Raw genomic sequence first — 20,950 nt, forward strand, 5'->3', positions numbered from 1 at the left:
ACGGGGCGGCAAGCCCGTTCATTCCGTGCGACAATTCAAACTGCTCGTGAAAGGAGCGGGAATGAAGGAGACCGAGAAGATCGAGATCATGCACTTCGACCAGGAGGGCTACCTCGAGGACGGCAGGAACGTCTACGAGGCCGGCAAGAAGATGACCGCCCTGGCCGACCGCGTGCACGAGGAGGGCTACGACGCCGTCTTCCTGATGGGCGTCGGCGGCACCTGGGACGAGTTCATGCAGCTCGAGTACCTCATGAACAAGTTCGGCGACCGCGACCTCGAGGTCTACCTGATCCACGCCGCCGAGTGGAACGTCATGGGCCACAAGCGCATGACCGACAGGTCCGTCGTGCTGACCGCCTCCGAGTCCGGCACCACCCCCGAGGTGCTCGAGGCCGTCGGCAAGATGAGGGAGATGGGCGTGCGCGTCTTCGCCATGACCAACCCCGAGGGCAAGATCGGGCAGGCCGTGGGCGCCGAGAACTGCGTCATGATGGCCTCCGACCACGGCGCCGGCGGCTGCGAGAAGGGCTACTACCTCGCCGACTGCTTCGGCCTGCGCCTGCTCAACCGCCGCGGCTGCTTCCCCAAGTTCGACCTGTTCATCGAGCAGACGAAGGACGTCTGGAAGGACATGCTCGACATCCGCAAGCGCTTCGAGCCGCGCGCCGAGGAGCTCGCCAGGAAGTACGCGCTGGCCGACTACACCATGTTCATCGGCTCGGGCGCGCTGTGGGGCGAGACCATCCTGTACTCCATGTGCCTGCTCGAGGAGATGCAGTGGAAGCGCATCCGCCATATCACCTCGCACGACTTCTTCCACGGCACGCTCGAGCTGCTCGAGCCCGGCGTCCCGGTGTTCCTGTTCATGGGAGAGGACGAGTGCCGCGCCCTCGACGAGCGCGTCCGCGCCTTCCTCACCAGCGGCGTGACCGGCGACGAGGACTACGTCATCATCGACACCGCCGAGTACGCGATCCCGGGCCTGGACGACGACTTCCGCGTCATCGTGTCGCCGTGGATCCTGTCCGTGCTGACCACCGACCGACTCGCGCGCAATTACGAGCTGGTCACCAAGCACAACCTCAAGTACCGCCGCTACTACCACCAGTTCGACTACTAATTTCATTTGGGGGAAACCGCAATGAGGCAATACATCTTTGCCAGCCACGCGCATTTTGCGACCGGCATCAAAGAGAGCACCGAGCTGCTCTCGGGCGCGCGCGATAACGTCCACGACCTGTCGATGTTTGTCGACGGCCGCACCGACGTCGCCGAGGAGGCCGCCAAGCTCCTGGCGACCTTCGACCCCGCCGACGACATAATCGTGTGCACCGACCTGTTTGGCGGCAGCGTCAACAACGAGTTCACCAAGATCGTCCAGACGCGCCCCAACACCTACCTGGTTGCCAACATGAATCTGCCGCTGCTGATCCAGCTGCTCTTTTCGGACCAGGAGGCTCCCGCCGATCAGGTTATCCGCGAGATCCTCGCGGCTGACGACACGCGCGTCAAGTTTGTCAACGACCTGCTGACCGATGCGGATGACGAGGAAGAGTTCTAGTCACCGCCTGCTATTAATGGGGCCGGGTTTCCGGCATGAGACCTTTGGGGGTCAATCATGATTCAACTGCTTCGCGTCGACCATCGTCTGCTTCATGGCCAGGTGGCCGTCTCTTGGGTCCAGGGCTTGGACTCTGACTGCATCTTCTGCGTTGGCGACAAGGTTGCCAACGATCCCGTCTGGAAGACTACGCTCAAGATGGGAAAGCCGGCCAACGTCAAGCTCGTCATCAAGGACATGGAGCACGCCATCGAGGCCATCAACTCCGGTGTTACCGATAAGTACAAGATGATCATCTGCGTCGCCAGCATCGCCGAGGCCAAGCAGCTTGTCGACGGCTGCCCGCAGATCACCTCCATCAACCTGGGCAACACCAAGTCCAAGGACGAGCAGCGTCCCGATGCCCGTAAGATCTCCCGCCAGATCTTTGTGACTGCTGCCGAGGAAGAGGACATTCGCGAGCTCGTCGGCCGCGGTGTCGAGGTCGAGATTCGCGCTCTGGCCGACGACCCCAAGGTCGATGCCCTAAGCGCCCTCTAATTGGGAACTACGGGCGGCGCGCACGGCGCCGCCCCTATTCGTGGGCGTACCGGATAAACGCTTTACCCGTTACCCCCATCTACCGTTCACCGGGAGTACACGCCCGTTGAGCGATTGGTATTAAATAGTTTTCGCATGACTATATAATTGGTATCAAATCATTTGCACCGGTTTAGGTGTTAACGGCACACCGGTACAAGCTGGATCTGTCTGGGCGATTGTCGGCATGGAAAAGGGCGCGCTGACAAGTCGGGAATCGCCGCGCGGATCCAAGAGGGATCAAAGGGAGGAACAATGCTTGTTCAAGCGATCCTCATCGGACTTATCGCTGCCTTCGGTAAGCTCGATTATCAGCTCGGTACGCTCTATGCGTTCCGCCCGATCGTTCTGTGCCCGCTCGTCGGCATAGTCCTCGGGGACCTGCAGTCCGGCCTCGCCATCGGTGCGAGCCTCGAGCTGCTCTTCATGGGTTCAATCTCCATCGGCGCTTACGTGCCGCCCGATGAGTGTATTGGCGGTGTGCTCGCCTGCGCCTTCGCTATTCAGCTGGGTCAGAGCACCGAGGCCGCTATCGCGCTCGCGATGCCCATCGCCACTCTGTGCCTGGCCATTAAGAACGTCGTCAACGCCGGTATGCCCCTTCTGGTCGACCGTGCCGACGTCTTTGCCAGCAAGGGTAACCTCAAGGGTATCTACGCTATGCACTGGATTATCGGTCTCGTGATTGTCGTCCTGGCCTTTATCCTGTGCTCGGTCTCCTTCTATCTGGGTGCCGACGCCGTTCAGGGCCTGCTCGACTTCATCCCGACGTTCGTCCTCGATGGCTTTGGCGTCGCAGCCAACATCCTGCCTGCCATGGGCTTCGCCATGCTCGGCCGTCTGGTGCTTACCAAGCAGCTCGTGCCGTTCTACTTCCTGGGCTTCCTGCTGTGCTCCTATGCCAACGTGCCCGTCCTCGGCGTCGCCCTGATCGCAATCATCATCGGCATCGACAAGTACGACCTGCTGGGCCTTGGTGGCGCCCAGTCCCAGCTTTCTGTGGAAGGGGATGAGGACGATGACTTCTAATTCCGAGAACCAGATTACTCGCTCCGACCTCATTAAGAGCGCCGTGAACACCGGCGCCCTGGGCATGGAATTCTCCTGGACCTACTACAAGCAGATGAACATTGCCTTCTGCCTGATGGTCGCCAACATGCTCAAGAAGATCTATGCCGGCCGTCCCGATGATTACGCCGAGGCCTTGCACCGTCACAGCGCATTCTTCAACATCACCCCGCAGCTCGCTCCCTTCGTGGGCGGCATCGCGATGGCCATGGAAGAAAAGGTCGCTCGTGGCGAGGTTGAGCCCGAGAGCGTCAACGACATCAAGGCCGCCCTCATGGGTCCGCTTTCCGGCCTGGGTGACTCCTTCTTCCTGTCCACCCTGCGCGTCGTCGCCGCTGCCGTGGGCATCAGCCTGTGCCAGGCCGGCAACGTCTTTGGCCCCATCGCCTTCCTGCTCGTCTACAACATCCCGGCGTTCCTGATTCGTATCTTTGGCGCTATCAAGGGTTATGAGCTAGGCATTGGCTTCCTCGACGAGGCTCAGAAGACCGGCCTGATGCAAAAGATCATGGCCTGCGTCGGCATTGTCGGCGTTATGGTCGTCGGCGCCATGAGCAAGGACATGTTCTGGGCTTCGTTGCCCATCGCCATTGGTCAGGGCGACTCCGCCCAAACTCTCCAGGACATCCTGGACGGCATCATGCCCGGTATGCTCGGTATGGCCGCCTTCTGGCTCTACTACTGGCTGCTCTCCAAGAAGATCAACCCGATGGTCCTGATCCTCTGCACCATGGTCGTGGGCATCATCGGCGCTTACTTTGGCGTGCTTGCCTAATATGTTCGAATCGCGCTTCCATCGCGTCTAACGGTTGCGTCGATCTTTGGGGGGCTTGTCGCATCTGCGGCGGCCCCCTGTTTTTTAAAACTCCGTACGAAAGGGGAGGGCTATGGTCGTACCCGAGCTTTCGCTCATGAACATCAACCATCGTTACTACAGCATCGAGACGTTTTTTAAGGCTGCAGGTGAGGCCGGCTATCGCAATATCGAGCTGTGGACCGGCTCGATGCACCTGTATGTGGATTGCCATGAGCACGATTCGGTGGATAAGATTCGTGATCTTGCCGCCCAATACGGTATCAAGATCGTGTGCGTGTGCCCCGAGCAGAACAACCCCAAGCCGTGGAACGTCGCGGTGCGCGGTGAGGCGGGCCAAAAACGCATCCTCTCGTACTTTAAGAATGTGATCGACGTTGCCGTTGAGTTGGGCGTGCCGCAGATTCTGGTGACGAGTGGTTGGGCCTATCTGGACGAGCCGGCTGAGGACGCCTGGGCCCGCAGCGTTGCCATGCTGCGCTCGGTGTGCGACTACGCCGATACGCGCGGTATTCGCGTCGCGCTCGAGGCCCTGCAGCCGTCGGAGTCCGTGTTGGTCAACACCGCACAGGATGTCGCGCGCATCCTCGAGGCGGTCGATCGTCCCAACCTGAAGGCCTGTATCGACTTTGGCGCCATGGAAGTTGCCGGCGACACGATCGACGGCTACTTTGAGGTTTTGGGCGACAAGATCGTTCACACCCACTTTGTAGATGTGGGCGGTGGCACGACGCATCTTGCCTGGGGCGACGGCGAGCGTGATATGCGTGCCGACCTCGAGGCACTCATGCGCCACGGCTATACGGGCTATGTCTCGGCCGAGACGTGTGATGGCCGCTACTATCAGGATCCGTCCAAGGCGACGACTCAGGTTATCGAGATGTATCGCCGTGTGACAGCGGAGATGGAAGCCGAATAACTAAACTGCGCGGTTGCGCCGGAAACGCTTGGGCGGGTCTGGCGCAACGCTTTTATAGCTGGCGAGTTGTGGGGAACCCGTTGGCAGTAGCGCTCGAAATAGACAACTATTGGCGTTGTAATACCACTCGGGCGAGGAAACCGACCGTTCGCCGCAAATCTCCGTGAGTTTGGATTGGTATTAAATAACAAGCAATCGTATGGCTATAATTGGTATCAGCAAGAAGCGCGATGTATAGAATTGCGCACATGTGATGGGAGGACACACATGAAGGAGACCGAGAAGATCGAGATCATGCACTTCGACCAGGAGGGCTACCTCGAGGACGGCAGGAACGTCTACGAGGCCGGCAAGAAGATGACCGCCCTGGCCGACCGCGTGCACGAGGAGGGCTACGACGCCGTCTTCCTGATGGGCGTCGGCGGCACCTGGGACGAGTTCATGCAGCTCGAGTACCTCATGAACAAGTTCGGCGACCGCGACCTCGAGGTCTACCTGATCCACGCCGCCGAGTGGAACGTCATGGGCCACAAGCGCATGACCGACAGGTCCGTCGTGCTGACCGCCTCCGAGTCCGGCACCACCCCCGAGGTGCTCGAGGCCGTCGGCAAGATGAGGGAGATGGGCGTGCGCGTCTTCGCCATGACCAACCCCGAGGGCAAGATCGGGCAGGCCGTGGGCGCCGAGAACTGCGTCATGATGGCCTCCGACCACGGCGCCGGCGGCTGCGAGAAGGGCTACTACCTCGCCGACTGCTTCGGCCTGCGCCTGCTCAACCGCCGCGGCTGCTTCCCCAAGTTCGACCTGTTCATCGAGCAGACGAAGGACGTCTGGAAGGACATGCTCGACATCCGCAAGCGCTTCGAGCCGCGCGCCGAGGAGCTCGCCAGGAAGTACGCGCTGGCCGACTACACCATGTTCATCGGCTCGGGCGCGCTGTGGGGCGAGACCATCCTGTACTCCATGTGCCTGCTCGAGGAGATGCAGTGGAAGCGCATCCGCCATATCACCTCGCACGACTTCTTCCACGGCACGCTCGAGCTGCTCGAGCCCGGCGTCCCGGTGTTCCTGTTCATGGGAGAGGACGAGTGCCGCGCCCTCGACGAGCGCGTCCGCGCCTTCCTCACCAGCGGCGTGACCGGCGACGAGGACTACGTCATCATCGACACCGCCGAGTACGCGATCCCGGGCCTGGACGACGACTTCCGCGTCATCGTGTCCCCCTGGATCCTGTCCGTGCTGACCACCGACCGCCTCGCGCGCAACTACGAGCTGGTCACCAAGCACAACCTCAAGTACCGCCGCTACTACCACCAGTTCGACTACTAAGAGCTGGCCGCAGGGCCGATATCTTGGCTGGTTGATATCTCGACCCTACACAAGGGCGTCCGCATTCGCGCGGGCGCCCTTTTTGCGTTGCCGTCGGCGCAGGGTGTCCTCGGCGGAAATCTCATCCCGGAATTTCGGCTCAGAGTGGGATGCGGTTTCCGGATGCGTCCCATTCTGAAGCCCCGAAACGGGACGCGCTTTCCGCTTGGGGTCCGATCCGGAAAGCTCATCCCGTTCCGAGCATCAAATCCGGGACATGCTTTCCGCGCTCCGCCCCTTGCAGAAAGCGCGTCTCCTTCCAAACACAAATCTTGCGGTACAGCTTCTGCAAAGACGCGAAGTGGCCGCTGACAGCAAAGAGGGGCTGCCGAGACAATGCCCGACGGCCCCTCCCCTCATAACTTGCTATCGATGCCAATCGCCACAAGGGCGCGGCTGCCTACTTGCTGATCGCGCCCGTCATATAGATAAACTGCACGCGATTTATATGTCCGCCCTGCTCGCCGTTGACAAAGTCCGTCGGCGTAAAGCCGGGGTTGAGCATTTCCTCGATCTTGTCCTTAACGGTGTCGATGACCTGAGTATCGAGATTGCTCGTTCGGTCGGTAAGCTCCTGCATGCCGTTGCCGAGCTCGGATGCGCCGCTGGCAAGCGTACCTGCACCCGAGGAGAGAAGATTCATGCCGCTAGCAAGGCTAGCAGCACCTGTCTTGAGCTGCGCCGCACCGTTGTTGAGCTGTGATGCGCCGTTGGCAAGCGCGGGCGTGGCACCGTTGAGCTGCTGTGTGCCCGCAGCAAGCTGGTCGGTGCCCGCGGCAAGAGCCGCGGCGCCATCGCTCAGCTGACCCGCGCCCGTTGCTGCAGAGCCAACACCGGCGACAAGACCGGGGTTCACGGCCGTGGGGTTTGCCGGGTTGATCGCGCTGTTCATATAGGCGATGGCTCCGGCCAGGCTCAGCTGTTGGCCATCCTGGACAGTGGTGTAGCCCTGAATGGCGCTATCGAGCGCGGTGACGGCACCCTGGGCGCCGCCCTGGGCGCCGGCCGCCTGGGCCAAAGTCGTAACCTGATCGGTAAGCGTGCCAAACATGGACTCGGCACCCTTAAGGCCCTGCGACACCTGCGTGTTAAGACCCTGCGCGCCCGCAACGGCATTGGATGCAGAATCGAGAAGCGCGGTAAGACCCGTCGCATCGGCGCTCGATGCCGCCGTGGCGGCGGCACCCGCGCTGGTAGCAGCACTGCCGGCACTTGCGGTGGCGGCATCCAGCTGTGCCGTAGCCTCGCTTAGCTTGGCTGCCGCAGCCTTGGCGGAGTTGAGATCGGCCGCGTTATCCAGCGCGTCCTGAGCATCGGCGACCGCCGCCTTGGCAGCGGCAATAGATGCAACGGTGCTCTCGGCGCCAGCCTTTGCGCTCTCGGCGTTAGCCTTTGCCGCATCGTTGCCCATGGCGCTCGCGGCCTGCTTTGCCCCGCCGAGCGCCTGCTGTGCACCGGCAAGGTACTGCCCCTCGCCGCTGAGCGCCGCCGTAAGACCCTGCGGCCCGTACAGCGCGCTGTAGGCGTTGCCCGACGTAGCGGTCACGGCGTCCTGGGCCGCCTTGGCCGCAGCCTGCGCCTTGGCAAGGTTTGCCTCCTGAGCCTGCTTGCCCAGCGTCAGCGCGTCGACGTACGTATCGGACCCAGCGGCAATTCCACTTATGCCGCCCGAGATCTGCTGTGCGCTCCCCTGCAGCTTGGAAAGGCCCGCCGAAAGATCGGACGCACCGCCCTTAAGCTGCACGGCACCGGCATTAACCCCCTCGGCACCGGCATTAAGGTTGCTCACGCCTTCGACCAGCGTGGGGACCTGCGCGTTGAGCTGACTCGTACCCGCCGCGAGCGCAGCGGCGCCACTGGACAGCGTGCCGGCACCGGTATTGGCCGTGGCAAGCGAGGCCGCGAGCGTCTTGACACCGTCGGCAACCTGGCCAGCACCGCTATTGGCCGTAGCAATACCGTTGGAGAGCTCCACGAGCTGGCTCGTATCCATGCTGCTCGAGTCCACATCGATGGCAAGATTCAGCGGCACGCCGACAATCTGCCAGCCATCAAACTCAAAATCCTCAACATCGGTCGTAATGGTGTAGTCTCCGGTGCTGCCGGGAATCACCATGTAGGTAAGCTGCGTGTTGGAGCCGTTGGCAGCAACCGTGGCGCCCTCAGCCTCAATATCGTGTGCCTCGGCATCCTTAAGCTGACCGGTAATCTGAACCAGGTAGTTATCGGCATAATCGCCACCGGTATAGTCGTCATTCTTTTCGACCTTGAGCTTCATGGTGAGCTTGCCGCTCTTGCCCGCCAAATCCTTGGCGTCGATATCGCGGCCATCGAGCTGGTATGCCACGGTGACGTTCCACGGCATCTGAGTGTTCTTGTCCAGATCGCCCTGGTAGACAAAGTCCTGCACTCCCTGGCCCGTAACGGCAACCGACCCGCTGTCGTCCGTTAGTTTTTGAGTCGTCGATAGGTTGGTCACTTTGTTATAGGTGCCGGCATCGTCGATCTTGACGCCCTTATTGGCCTCGAAGCTATTGACCACGTAAACACCCGTGCGATTGCCGTTGGCATCGGTTTTGACGTATACGACCTGGTTTTTCTTATATCCCGGCGTGCTGTTATCGGAGTCCGTCGCCATCTGTTCACTCGTAGCCGAGGCAGCGCTCGTCGACCCTACGCCGTCGGCGAACACAACGGCACCGGGAACGGTAAGGGCCACGGTCAGACCGGCGGCAAGAGCGAGCGCAGCGATGCGCTTATGGGGACGACGTACAAGATCGCGTTGGGCTTTGAGCTCTTTCGAAGCGGTATCAGTGGTATGGGTATGCATTGCGGTATTCCTTCCAACTGCTTTGTAAAACGTTACTGAGCGGAGCCGTCCGCAGCCGATGCCTCGGTGGTATCCGAAACCGGATCCTGGGCATCCTTGGGCAAAAAATGAGCTTTGAGCGTGGTCTTGCCGATGAGGCCATCGAGCACATACAGGAAACCCGGCAGCGCAAAGAGTACGGCGACTAGGGAGATGCTCACGCCGACGCCCAGGAACCAGCCGATCTGCTTGAGCACGCCGTGGCTCGAGATCGCATGGATCAGGAAGCCACTGATTAGCAGAACCGATCCAGAGGTCAAAACAGGAATCGTGCAAGCTTCCATGGTCTCGAGTAGCGCTTCGCGCTTATGCATGGTCACGCGGTCCTCACGATAGCGGTCAGCAATCAGGATGCCGTAGTCGACGGCAACGCCCAGCTGGATGGAGCTCACAATTAAGTAGGCGAGGAAGAACTCGTGCATACCGGTGTAGAGCGGTGCAGCAAAGTTGACCCAGATCGAGGTCTCAATCACGAGCACCAAGATGATCGGCAGGCTCAGCGACTTGGTGGCCAGCAGCAAGACCGCGAACACGGCCACGACGGCGATGAGGTCGACCTTGCCCTTATCGACGGTGATGGTGTCCTTAAGGTCGGTGGTGCTCACGCCCTCGCCGGCGAGCATTGCCTTACCCGGATAATGTTTGTCCGCGATACAACGAATCTTCTTGACCAGCTTAAATGTACTCGGACCCTCGTAGGGCGCGGTAACCGTGAGCACCAAACGGCTGTAGTGCTCTCCCTCCACCAGATCGAGCGTGTCCTTTTCGGCCATGTCCGTGGGGATATAGGGACTCGCAACGTCAACATAGCTCTGGATGGACTTGACCTCGGGGAGCGCCTTGAGCTCATTGGAGAGTGCCTGCTCCTCGCTCACCTCTCCACGGGGAACGAGCACAACGTAGGTATCGGAGTTGCCAAAGACCTCCTTGACCTTGTCCATATCCTGACCAAGCCGCGTATCCGAACCAAAAATGTGCGAAGTGCCGTAGTAGTACGTGATATCGCTGGAGGTCGATGCCACACGCGCAGGGTAAACCACGGCGAGGATCACGACGGCAGCGGGGATACAGACCTTGAGCACCAGACGGGCGAACTTACCCAGCGGCGGGACAAAGGGCCTGTGCTGCGATTTTTGCACAAAGCCATCGAACTGAACGAACATCGAAGGAACAAAGGTAAAGACCGATACCAGGCTGATGGCGATACCCTTTGCAAGGGCAAGACCAAGGTCGGGGCCGATCTTAAACTGCATGGCGGCAAGCGCGATAAAGCCGATGCAGACCGTGCAACCGCTCGAAAACACGGCGACCGAGGACAGACAGCACGACTGCACCATGTCTTCGGCAACGCTGCCGTGGCGGCCACGCTCCTCGTTAAAGCGGTGCAGCAAAAAGACCGAGAAGTCCAGCGCGATGGCAACCTGCAAAATGGAGCCCGCAGAGTTGGTGACAAAGCTAATCTCGCCAAAGATGAGGTTGGTGCCCCAGTTGATAAACACCGAGACGCCCAGGCCCAGCAGCACCAGGATGGGTTCGGCCCAGCTGGTAGTCGTGATGACCAGAATCACGAAGATAATCGCTATGACAGCGACCGTGATAATGCTGATCTGCTGCTCGGTCGATGTGGTGGCGAGCGCGTTAGACATGGCCGAGCCCGTAATGGCGCCCTCGTCGCCCACGATATCTCGAATAGCGTCGGTTGCCTCGATCTCCTTTTCGGAATTAACCGTCACCGTAAACAGGGCGTTGTTCTTTTTGTAATAGGTCTCAACGGTGTCTTTGTCTTGCGTGGCAAGCGGCTGATCGATATCTGCCGCGTCGTCAAGCCATAGGACCTCCTCGACGCCGTCGACCTTTTTGATTTTGTCCTTGTATTTGAGCGCCTGAGCGATCGAGACATTGGGCACCATAACGCGACAGTTGGGAATGTCACCCTCAAACTCATCACCCATGGTATTCAGAGCGACGGTCGACGCCGCTTCGTCGGGCAGATAGCTCGTAATGTCGTAGTTAACGCCTACAAACTGGCGCAGGAACAGGCATACCAGTGCTGCCACCGCATAGAACGCGATGATGGGTTTGCGGTGCTTCACGACCCATCGAAATAGCTTCTCTTTCAACCTCAATCCTCCATAACGCTCAGCCTATGTTTTGCTCTTTGTTATATTCCACATTTGGTAGTTATACAACATGTGTAGGATAAAGGCGCCATAAAGATATGCGATTGACGCGGTCCCGGAGCCAAAACAGCCGCTGCAGAAGCAGTTCGGAAAAGGTCCTCAGCGGAAACTGCATCCCAGTTTTTAGACGAAAAACGGGATATGGTTTCTGGTTGGCCTAGATAATCGTCAGATTTAGCTGAGCGTCTGCCCCTATGTTTCCAAATGAATACGGTGTGAGCTGCGGACAAGGATTTTCCCCGCAAGCACTCTAGTATGCTAAAGTACCCAAAAGACCGGCGGAGCTATGCCGGTCGTTTGTTCTGTATGCAACACAGCATGAGGAGGCTCACCAGATGACGGCCACACCGTGGGGATTCCGGGACATATTGCCCGAGGAGGCTCAGGCGCGCGAGGAGATCGCGCTGACGGTGAAGGGCTGCTTTAGGGAGCATCATTATCTGCCGGTTGAGACGCCGCTGCTCGAGGACAAGGGCTCGCTCGAGGAGGGCGGCCGTATCGCGGACACGCCGTTTAAGCTTTTTGACGATGACGGCCGCTTGTTGGTGGTTCGTCCCGACAATACGTTGCCGATCGTGCGTTTGGTCTCGACCCGCATGCGCGCGGCCGACTTGCCGCTGCGCCTGCGCTATGAGGCGCCGGTGGTTCGCGAATGCCAGCGCAATGCCGGCGGTTCGCGTCAATTTACCCAGCTGGGTTTTGAGCTCATCGGCGCGGGCGATACCGCGGGCGATGTCGAGATCGTCTCGCTGGTGGCCGAGGCCGTTCGCAAGTTGGCGCTGCCCGATGCGCGCATTATCGCAGGTAGCGTGCGCCCGTTTAAGGAGCTGCTCGCGGCGTGCGAGGATCGCGAGCTGGCTGCCGAGGCTCTGCGCTGCGTGCACGCCAACGACTTTGTGGGCCTCGATGCCCGCGTGGCGAAAAGCGCCGAGTCCGAGGCCGTTAAGGTCGCCATTAGCGAGCTGCCGCGCCTGCACGGTGGTGCCGAGGTGCTCGACCGCGTCGACGCGCTGCTGGCGGCGGCGGGCATTGTCGCGCCGCTTACGCGCGAGCTGCGTGCCCTGGTCGAGGGCCTGGCTCCCGAGGATGCCCAGGTGCTGTCTTTCGACTTCTCCATCATGAACTCGTTTGATTACTACACGGGCCTGGTCTTTAAGGCCTATGCCGGCGGCCTGCCCGATCCGGTTGGCTCGGGCGGACGCTACGACTCCATCTTTACCGGTGCATTTGGCGGCGGCATCGAGGTGCCGGCGGCGGGCTTCGCCTTTTCGCTCGAGCGTCTGGAGGCCGCGCACACCTCGGCCGAGGACGCTGCTTCCGATGGTGACCATGCCGTGGGCCGTGGCGTCGAGGGTCCGCTGCGCATTGCCGTGCCCAAGGGCTCGCTCAAGGTCGACACGCTCGACGTGCTCGAGGCCGCAGGTCTGGACGTCTCTGAGCTGCGTGACCCCGGCCGTCACCTCATCGTGCGCGGCCGCGACATGCGTGCCGGCGAGGGTGCGGTTGGCGATATCGAGTTTGTCATCGTGCGTCCCAGCGACGCGCCCGCTTTTGTGGGCTGTGGCGGTGCCGACTGCGGCATCTGCGGTTGGGACTCGCTTATCGAGGCAGACCTCAACCTGCTGCAGCTGGTCGACCTGGGCTACGGCCTGTGCACGTTTATCGAGGCGGAGCCCGCGTGGCGCGCCGGCCAGGCCGAGCGCAACTATGCCCGCCGTGGGTCGCTTCGCGTGGCCACCAAGTATCCGCGCATCGCGAGCGCCTGGTATGCCGAGCGCGGCGTGAACGCCGACATCGTTTCGCTGCACGGTAACGTCGAGTTGGGCCCCATTGTCGGTATGACCGACCGTATCGTGGACATCACCGCCACGGGCGCCACGCTGCGCGATAACGACCTGGTTATTACCGGTCGCATTATGGACTGCACGGCGCGATTCTTCGTCAACCCGGGTGCCGCGCGCCTGGACCCGCGCGTGCGCAACTTGGCCGATCGCCTGGCGGCGGCCGTGAAGGACAAGCATTTTGAGCCCGTTGCGGGCTCGGCACAATAGCGCGAGCACGCACGGGCGTCCCAACGTCTGGGCTGCGGGCCGATTGGCGCCGCCGCCCGGCCTCTCGTTTTTCGAACACAACCTCGACCGATAGGGGATACCGATATGAAGACCATCAAGCTTGCTCCCGGTGAGCGCCTCGTTACCAACCAGCTCAACCGCAAGGGTGTGCTGCCGCAAAACATCGTCGACGCCGCCCGCGATATCGTGGCCGACGTGCGCGCCAACGGCGATGCCGCGGTGCGCGATTACTGTCAGCGTTTTGACGGTGTTGAGCTGCAGAGCTTCCGTCTGCCGCAAGAGCAGATCGATGCCGCGCTCGAAGGCCTCGATCCCGCTTTTGCCGCGGCGCTCGAAAAGGCTGCACGCCAGATTCGTGAGTTCCACCAGCGCGAGGTCGAGCAGAGCTGGTTTACCACGCGTGCGGACGGCACGATGCTCGGCGTTAAGGTGACCCCGCTCGCGGCGGCCGGCATCTACGTGCCGGGCGGTCGCGCGCAGTATCCCTCCACGGTGCTCATGAATGCCATTCCCGCCAAGGTTGCCGGCGTCAAGCGCGTGGTCATGGTGACCCCGCCGCAGAAAGATGGCCTGATCAGCCCGTATACGCTCGCCGCGGCAAAGCTCGGCGGCGTGGACGAGATCTATATGGTGGGTGGCGCTCAGGCCGTGGCCGCGCTGGCGTACGGCACCGAGACTATTCCGCGCGTCGACAAGATCACCGGCCCGGGCAACGCCTTTGTCGCTGCGGCCAAGCAGATTGTCTCGGGCGACGTGGGTATCGACATGGTCGCTGGCCCCTCCGAAGTCTGCGTGCTGGCCGATGCCACGGCCAAGCCCATGGTGGTCGCGGCCGACCTGATGGCCCAGGCCGAGCACGATCCGCTGGCAGCCTGCTATCTGGTGACCTGCGACGAGCAGTTTGCGCGCGAGGTCGAGGCAGGCATCGATATCCTGGTGGCGCAGTCGCCGCGTGCCGAGATCACGCGTGCTTCGCTCGACAATGAGGGCACCATCGTGGTGGCCGCCGACATGGCTGCCGCCGTCGAGGCGGTGAATACCGTGGCGCCCGAGCACTTGGAGCTGCACTGCAAGGACGCGATGGGCCTGCTCGGCGGCATTCGCAACGCCGGCGCCATCTTTGTGGGCGCTTGGAGCTCCGAGCCGCTCGGCGATTATGTTGCCGGTCCCAACCACACGCTGCCAACCGGCGGCACGGCCATGTTCTCCAACCCGCTTTCGGTCGAAGAGTTCGTTAAGCGCTCGAGCGTCATTTGCTATACGCCCGAGGGCCTGCTCTCTGACGCTCCCGCCACACAGCGTCTAGCCGAGGCCGAGGGCCTGTGGGCGCACGCGCTTTCTGCTGCCCTGCGTCGTCGCGTGCTGGAGCAGGGCGAGGATGCCGTGAGTGCCGAGTCACTGGCTGCGGCCGACCTGACCAAGGTCGCCTGGCCGGGCGACGCCGTGGCGACGGTTGCTGAGGGCGTGGACCTGGCGGCGGCTGCGGGCGGTGCCGCTGGCGCGACCGGCGAGGAGGCCTAATATGGCCGAGCTGACGCCCCGCATGAAGGAGCTCGTCCAGCCCTACTTGACCGGCATCGAGCCCTACGATCCCAACTTTACGCCCACGCGCATCAATCTTTCGGCCAACGAGAACACCTATCCCGTGCCGGCCGGCGTGCGCGAGGCGGTTGATGCGGCCTTGGCTGCCGCACCGCTCAACCGCTATCCCGATCCCATGTCCAACGACCTGCGCGACGAGCTTGCTGCCTGGCATGGCGTGACGCGCGAGAACATCTGCGTGGGCAACGGCGGCGACGAGCTACTCTATAACTTCCTGCTGGCGTTTGGCGGCGCGGGGCGGACCCTGCTCAACTGCCCGCCGTGCTTTAGCGAGTACGCGTTCTTTGCGTCGCTCTGTCAGACCGAGGTGCGCGACGTGTGGCGCGACCCGGCAACTTTTGAGCTCGACCAGGCGGCTGTGTTCGCGGCCGCACCCGAGTGCAACCTGGCGATCGTGACCTCACCCAACAATCCCACGGGCGACGTGGCGCCGCTCGACTTTGTCGCGGCGCTGTGCGATGCGTGCCCCGGCATGGTCATGGTCGACGAGGCCTACGTGGAGTTTGCCGACGATTCGTTTGGCGCGGCAACTACGGCGCAAGGCCTTATTGCCGAGCATCCTAACCTGGTGATTCTGCATACACTGTCCAAGGCGTTCGGCGCCGCCGGCACGCGCCTGGGCTATGTGATCGCGGCGCCCGAGGTCATCGACGTGTTCGCGGCGATTCGCCAGATCTATTCGGTCAACGTGCTGAGCCAGGCGGCAGCACTTGCCTGCGTGCGTGCCCGCGATGCCTACGCACCTGTGGTGGCGCAGGTCGCATCCGAGCGTGAGCGCGAGCTGGCCGCTCTGCGCGTGATGGCTGCCGAGGGCTTGCCCGTGGAGGCGTGGCCGAGCGCGGCGAACTTTGTGCTCGTGCGCACGCCGCATGCCACGCGCGTGCGCGAGCGCCTGCGCGACGAGTATTCAATTTTGGTGCGCGACTTTAGCTACGCGCCGGGGCTCGCGGACTGCCTGCGCATTACCGTGGGCACCCCGCAGGAAAACGACGAGGTGCTGGCAGCGTTTGCCGCGCTGGTGAAGGAGGAGATGTAGATGGACCGCTATGCCGAGGTAACCCGCAAGACGGGCGAGACCGACATTGTCGTAAAGCTCGACCTGGACGGATCTGGCGTGTGCGATATCTCGACCGGCGTGCCGTATTTCGACCACATGCTCAACGCTTTTGGCCGCCATGGTCTGTTCGATCTGACGGTGCACGCGGTGGGCGACGTCGAGGTCGATGCACATCACACCGTCGAGGACACGGGTATTGTGCTGGGCGAGGCGTTTTGCCAGGCGCTGGGCGACAAGGCGGGCATTACGCGCTTTGCCGACGCGGCGATCGCCATGGACGAGACGCTTGTGATGGCTGCTGTTGATATTTCGGGCCGCGGGCAGGCCTACTGCGAGCTGCCCGTGCCGACCGAGCGCGTGGGCAGCTTCGATACCGAGCTGGCCGTCGAGTTCTTCTACGCCTTTGCGCGCGATGCCAAGCTCACGCTGCACGTGCGCGAGCTGGCGGGCGGCAACTCGCATCACATTATCGAGGCCGCCTTTAAGGCCGTGGGCCGCACGATGCGCCACGCCTGCGAGCTCGATCCCCGCGTGCAGGGCATCCCCAGCACCAAGGGCTCGCTGTAACCGCAACAAAGGCAAAAACCACTACGAAGGTGCCTGTCCCCTTTGTGGTGGTTTTGGACGATGAGATAAGGGAGGGGTCGCGTGGGCGAACCGAAGATCGTGGTGGTCGACTACCACAAGGGCAACTTGTCGAGCGTTGCGCGCGGGCTTGCGCGCGCCGGTGCCGCCGCCTGCACGTCGGACGATCCGGAGCAGATCCGCAACGCCGACGGCCTGGTCATCCCGGGCGTGGGCGCGTTTTACGACGCGGTCGCCTTTATGCGCGAGGGCGGCGAGGCGGACGCGGTGCTCGACGCCGTTGCCGCCGGAACTCCGTTGCTCGGCATCTGCCTGGGCCTTCAGTTGTTTTTTGAGCGCGGCAACGAGGGCGTTCCTGCGAGCGAGAGCGCGGTCGCCGACGGCAACGCCTCCGAGCGGGCCGGTGCCCTCTGGGTCGATGGCCTGGGTATTATGCGCGGTTCGTGCACGCGCCTGGAGTCGAGCCGCCTGAAGGTGCCGCACGTGGGCTGGGACCAGGTGCACATGACGCCCGCCGGTGCGGCCGATCCGCTGCTTACTGGTTTTGCCGAGGGTGCCAACATGTACTTCACCCACAGCTACGCGGTGGCCGACGATTCCGATGCCGCCGATGTGCTGGCGCGCACGCACTATACGCGGAGCTTCCCGTGCATCGTGCGCCATGGCAACGTGTGGGGTTGCCAGTTCCATCCCGAGAAATCCTCCGCGCTGGGTCAGCGCATCCTTAAGAACTTCGTCAACATCGTCGAGGAGGCCGGCCGATGATCCTGTTTCCCGCAATCGATCTGATCGGCGGCAAGGTCGTGCGCCTGGAGCGCGGCGACCGGAGTCGCTGCAAGGTATATTCCGACGACCCCGTGGCCGTTGCTCGCTCGTTTGCCGAGCAGGGCGCAAGCTGGGTGCACGTTGTCGACCTGTCCGCTGCCTTTGGCGAGGACGAGGACACATGCGCTGCCAACTCGGCGGCGATTAAGGCCATCTGCGGCGTCAACGGTCTGTCCGTGGACGTGGGCGGCGGCGTCCGCTCGCTCGCGCGCATCGACGAGTTGGCCGGCTACGGTGCGCGCCGCATCGCACTAGGCACGGTGCTCGTGACCGAGCCGGGTTTTGCCGAGGTGGCGGCCCAAGGCTTTGGCGAGCTGTTGGTGGCAGATATTGCCGCACGCGACGGCCAGGTCAAGGTGAATGGCTGGCGTGACGGCGCGGGCGTGGCGCTCGACGACGCCGTGGCGCAGCTTTCCGAGCTGGGTTTTAAGCATCTGGTGTATACCGACATTGCGCGCGATGGCATGCAGGCGGGCATCGATGTGGCGGCGTATCGCCATGTGGCCGAGGTCGCGGGCTTTCCCGTCGTGGCATCGGGTGGCATCTCGACGCTCGACGACATCCGCGCGCTGGCCGCAGTGGGTGAGGGCGCGATTGAAGGTGCCATTACCGGTCGCGCGCTCTACGAGGGCAACTTTACGCTGGTACAGGCGCTGACCGCCGCCCGAGGGGAGGAGTAGCCCATGCTTACCAAACGTGTGATTCCCTGCCTGGACGTCAAGGACGGCCGTGTGGTCAAGGGCGTCAACTTTGTGAGCTTGCGCGATGCGGGCGATCCGGTGGAGCTGGCGCGCGCCTACGACCGCGAGGGTGCGGACGAGGTCGTCTTCTTGGACATGACCGCCACGAGCGACAACCGTGCGACGACCATCGAGATGGCGGCGCATGCGGCCGAGGAGCTAGCCATTCCCTATACCGTGGGCGGCGGTTTTCGCGACCTGGCGGGCATGCGCACCATGGTTGCAGCCGGTGCCGACAAGGTGTCGCTCAACTCTGCCGCCGTGCGCGACCCGTCGCTGATTAGCCAGGCTGCCGCGGCGTTTGGTAGCCAGGCCGTGGTCGTGGCGATCGATGCCAAGCGCGTCGGTTTGCCCGGCGCATCTGGTGCCGACAAGTGGGAGGTCTTCACGGCGGGCGGCCGCAACGCCACGGGCATCGACGCGGTGGCGTGGGCCGAGGAGGCGGCTCGTCGCGGCGCCGGCGAGATCCTGCTCACCAGTATGGACCGCGACGGCACCAAGGCCGGATTTGACCTGGCGCTCACCCGCGCCGTGGCGCGCGCGGTGCCGATTCCGGTGATTGCGAGCGGCGGTGTGGGCGCGCTCGAGCATTTTGCCGAGGGCGTGATTGAGGGCGAGGCCGATGCCGTGCTGGCGGCGAGCGTCTTTCACTTTGGGACGTTCAGCATTCGCGAAGTCAAAGAGTATATGGCCTCTCAAGGTATTCCTGTGAGGCTGGACTTCTAATGCTGCGGCTTGCCCAGGCACCCGACCTTCCGGCTCCAACCCTCCTCGCGTACTTAAGTACGCGTCGTCGGGCTTGTCGCTCGGAATCTCGGGCACCTGGACAACCCTCACCGACCTGCGAAGTTTGAACTTGGGAAGAGAAATGGAAGAGATAACCGATCCTTCAAAGCTTACATACGACGCCAAGGGGCTGATTCCTTGTGTGGTTCAGCAGTATGACACCGGCGAGGTGCTTATGGTTGCTTGGATGAACGAGGAGTCGGTGGGGCTGACGCTCAAGACCGGTACCACGTGGTTTTGGAGCCGCAGTCGCCAGGAGCTCTGGAACAAGGGCGCGACGAGCGGCAATATGCAGGAGGTCAAGGAGCTTTGGGCCGACTGCGATAGCGATACGCTGCTGGTCAAGGTTGACTCGCCGGGTCCGGCCTGCCATACCGGCAACCGTACCTGCTTCTTTAAGAAACTCGCGTAGGGCGGGCGCTCGATTAGACGCTCGGCCAACCAGAAAGGATTGAACTATGGGTGTGCGCACCGCAAACGTTCAGGATGGAAATATCGGTGAGACGCTGACGGGGCTCGCCGAGGTGATTCACGGCCGTCGCGACGCATCGCCGCAGGAGAGCTATACCGCTCGCCTGCTGACCGACGTCGAGGACGAGCTGCTCAAGAAGCTTGCCGAGGAGGCGAGCGAGGTGATCATGGCCTGCAAGGATAACGATCACGATCACATCCGCTACGAGGCTGGCGACCTGGTCTACCACTTGCTCGTGACGCTTGAGCGCTACGGCATTACCCTCGACGAGCTGGCCGGCGAACTCAACGCCCGCCGCCACTAGTCGTTTGGGACAGTCTTTGTTGGTGTAACGGGGTCATGGAAGTTGCGGTGAAATAGGGACTGTTTAAGCGCTTCATCAGGCAAAACAATCCCTATTCCACCGCAACTTATGAAGGGATGGTTAGGCGAGGGGCGTGGACTCCCATTCTCCGGTGAGGTGGGGGATGCCGAAGGTTCGGTAGCCGCAGTCGTAGGCGTGTGCCTGGGCCTCACGGATGTTCCAGCAGATGTCGCAGGCGCGGTGTGCGTCCGAGCCAAAAGTTATCGGCACCTCGGCGTGGGCAAAGCAATGCAGCAATCCGGTCGTGGGATAGTAGTCGTCGAGGCCCTTGCGCGGTGCGGCGGTCGAGACCTCAATGCGGCGGCCCGTATCGTGGGCGCATTCGGCCATCTGCTGCCAAAACGGTGCGGGGTCAAAGTCGGGCGTAAAGCCTTCCTTCGAAAAGCGCATGACCAGGTCAGGGTGAGCCATCACATCAAAGCTGAGCGAGCTTTCGCAGGCGCGGCACCAGTCGTCGACATAGCGCTCCCACACGCCGCGCACGCCCAGGTTTTCCCAAACGTGCAGGTCGGTGTCGTCGTCGATCCAACCGCAAAGGGAATCGGGCGTATCGGGGCGAGCGACGTTTTCCGTTCCCGCCGTACCCGCGGCACCGGCCATGATATCGCCCGGGTTGCCAATCCAATGCACGCTGCCCAAGCGCACTATGGCACCCGCGGACCAGCGCTCAACCAAAGGCTCGCAACCTTCGTACCAGTCGCATTCAAAGCCATAGATAAGCTCGAGCTCCGGCGTGATCTGCGCGGCGAGCTTGCGGGCGTCCTCAAAAGCCAGACGATGCGCCGGCAGGTCGCCCTCAGTAACCTGCACTTCGCAGTTGGCGTCCATGCTGGCGGGCAGGGCGAGATGATCGGTTGAGACCATGACGCGGCAGCTGGCCGCAGCAGCGGCGCGAACGTTGTCCTCAAACGAGGCATGACCGTCCGAGAACGAGGTGTGGGTATGGCAATCGATCAGCGGGCAAGCAGACATGGCGGCTCCTTTGCGTCAAGCGAATCCGCTCCATTGTAATGGCGCAGCTCTCAACACGCCGGGCACGCCGGGGGTCGAAATCGATTGGAAAGGCTGCGCGGCGCGCGGTGCGGC

Annotated in this window: 19 protein-coding genes; 16 read left to right on the plus strand and 3 right to left on the minus strand. The window is 62.2% G+C overall.

Annotation, left to right across the window (positions count from 1 at the left end):
- The first annotated feature begins 61 nt into the window (after positions 1–61).
- The 7 genes from AAAX72_RS07555 (at position 62) to AAAX72_RS07585 (ending at position 6,273) form a co-directional block, all read left to right on the plus strand.
- Complete coding sequence (locus AAAX72_RS07555; RefSeq protein WP_117770657.1) at positions 62–1,123, plus strand: SIS domain-containing protein; 1,062 nt, start codon at positions 62–64, stop codon at positions 1,121–1,123.
- Between the two features lie 21 nt (positions 1,124–1,144).
- Complete coding sequence (locus AAAX72_RS07560; protein ID WP_349110697.1) at positions 1,145–1,564, plus strand: PTS fructose transporter subunit IIA; 420 nt, start codon at positions 1,145–1,147, stop codon at positions 1,562–1,564.
- 57 nt (positions 1,565–1,621) lie between these two features.
- A complete protein-coding gene (locus AAAX72_RS07565; RefSeq protein WP_349129810.1) occupies positions 1,622–2,104 on the plus strand; it encodes a PTS sugar transporter subunit IIB in 483 nt (160 codons plus the stop codon).
- A 294-nt stretch (positions 2,105–2,398) separates the two neighbouring features.
- Positions 2,399–3,172 (plus strand): PTS sugar transporter subunit IIC, encoded by a 774-nt coding sequence (locus AAAX72_RS07570; RefSeq protein ID WP_006235882.1) that lies wholly within the window; start codon positions 2,399–2,401, stop codon positions 3,170–3,172.
- Positions 3,162–3,986, plus strand: a complete 825-nt coding sequence (locus AAAX72_RS07575) for a PTS system mannose/fructose/sorbose family transporter subunit IID (RefSeq protein ID WP_197032845.1) — start codon at positions 3,162–3,164, stop codon at positions 3,984–3,986. Before AAAX72_RS07570 ends, AAAX72_RS07575 begins: the two co-directional genes overlap by 11 nt.
- Positions 3,987–4,098: 112 nt before the next feature.
- The gene (locus AAAX72_RS07580) at positions 4,099–4,944 is read left to right on the plus strand and encodes a sugar phosphate isomerase/epimerase family protein (protein WP_117770651.1); all 846 of its coding nucleotides are present in this window, start codon (positions 4,099–4,101) and stop codon (positions 4,942–4,944) included.
- A gap of 267 nt (positions 4,945–5,211) precedes the next feature.
- A complete protein-coding gene (locus AAAX72_RS07585) occupies positions 5,212–6,273 on the plus strand; it encodes an SIS domain-containing protein (RefSeq protein ID WP_117770657.1) in 1,062 nt (353 codons plus the stop codon).
- Between the two features lie 439 nt (positions 6,274–6,712).
- Here the strand turns inward: AAAX72_RS07585 and AAAX72_RS07590 are convergent, their stop codons facing one another.
- Together AAAX72_RS07590 and AAAX72_RS07595 are read right to left on the minus strand one after the other, a co-directional pair.
- Positions 6,713–9,142, minus strand: a complete 2,430-nt coding sequence (locus AAAX72_RS07590) for a hypothetical protein (protein WP_349129812.1) — start codon at positions 9,140–9,142, stop codon at positions 6,713–6,715.
- Between the two features lie 32 nt (positions 9,143–9,174).
- On the minus strand, positions 9,175–11,301 hold the full coding sequence (locus AAAX72_RS07595) for an MMPL family transporter (protein WP_349110699.1): 2,127 nt from the start codon (positions 11,299–11,301) through the stop codon (positions 9,175–9,177).
- A 395-nt stretch (positions 11,302–11,696) separates the two neighbouring features.
- Between AAAX72_RS07595 and hisG the strand changes: the two genes are divergently transcribed.
- The 9 genes from hisG to hisE all read left to right on the plus strand — a co-directional run bounded on the left by hisG (position 11,697) and on the right by hisE (position 19,804).
- The gene (hisG, locus tag AAAX72_RS07600; RefSeq protein WP_349129813.1) at positions 11,697–13,412 is read left to right on the plus strand and encodes an ATP phosphoribosyltransferase; all 1,716 of its coding nucleotides are present in this window, start codon (positions 11,697–11,699) and stop codon (positions 13,410–13,412) included.
- A gap of 105 nt (positions 13,413–13,517) precedes the next feature.
- Positions 13,518–14,954 (plus strand): histidinol dehydrogenase, encoded by a 1,437-nt coding sequence (gene hisD / locus AAAX72_RS07605; RefSeq protein WP_349129815.1) that lies wholly within the window; start codon positions 13,518–13,520, stop codon positions 14,952–14,954.
- Between the two features lies 1 nt (position 14,955).
- A complete protein-coding gene (hisC, locus tag AAAX72_RS07610) occupies positions 14,956–16,071 on the plus strand; it encodes a histidinol-phosphate transaminase (protein ID WP_349129816.1) in 1,116 nt (371 codons plus the stop codon).
- Complete coding sequence (gene hisB, locus AAAX72_RS07615; protein WP_152067997.1) at positions 16,072–16,659, plus strand: imidazoleglycerol-phosphate dehydratase HisB; 588 nt, start codon at positions 16,072–16,074, stop codon at positions 16,657–16,659.
- A gap of 81 nt (positions 16,660–16,740) precedes the next feature.
- Entirely contained in the window at positions 16,741–17,442 is a 702-nt protein-coding gene (locus AAAX72_RS07620) for an imidazole glycerol phosphate synthase subunit HisH (protein WP_195361817.1), read from the plus strand.
- Positions 17,439–18,182, plus strand: coding sequence for a HisA/HisF-related TIM barrel protein (locus AAAX72_RS07625; RefSeq protein ID WP_349129817.1), 744 nt, complete (start codon positions 17,439–17,441; stop codon positions 18,180–18,182). The genes AAAX72_RS07620 and AAAX72_RS07625 overlap by 4 nt, the downstream gene beginning before the upstream one ends.
- Before the next feature lie 3 nt (positions 18,183–18,185).
- The gene (gene hisF, locus AAAX72_RS07630) at positions 18,186–18,968 is read left to right on the plus strand and encodes an imidazole glycerol phosphate synthase subunit HisF (protein WP_349129818.1); all 783 of its coding nucleotides are present in this window, start codon (positions 18,186–18,188) and stop codon (positions 18,966–18,968) included.
- 142 nt (positions 18,969–19,110) lie between these two features.
- The gene (gene hisI / locus AAAX72_RS07635; RefSeq protein WP_055285578.1) at positions 19,111–19,440 is read left to right on the plus strand and encodes a phosphoribosyl-AMP cyclohydrolase; all 330 of its coding nucleotides are present in this window, start codon (positions 19,111–19,113) and stop codon (positions 19,438–19,440) included.
- Positions 19,441–19,486: 46 nt separating this feature from the next.
- Positions 19,487–19,804 (plus strand): phosphoribosyl-ATP diphosphatase, encoded by a 318-nt coding sequence (gene hisE / locus AAAX72_RS07640; protein WP_006235893.1) that lies wholly within the window; start codon positions 19,487–19,489, stop codon positions 19,802–19,804.
- A gap of 120 nt (positions 19,805–19,924) precedes the next feature.
- Here hisE and AAAX72_RS07645 read toward each other — a convergent pair whose 3' ends face one another.
- Positions 19,925–20,836 (minus strand): PHP domain-containing protein, encoded by a 912-nt coding sequence (locus AAAX72_RS07645; protein WP_152067992.1) that lies wholly within the window; start codon positions 20,834–20,836, stop codon positions 19,925–19,927.
- Positions 20,837–20,950: the final 114 nt, after the last annotated feature.

Source organism: Collinsella sp. CLA-ER-H8, from assembly GCF_040092335.1.
Taxonomy (GTDB): Bacteria; Actinomycetota; Coriobacteriia; order Coriobacteriales; family Coriobacteriaceae; genus Collinsella.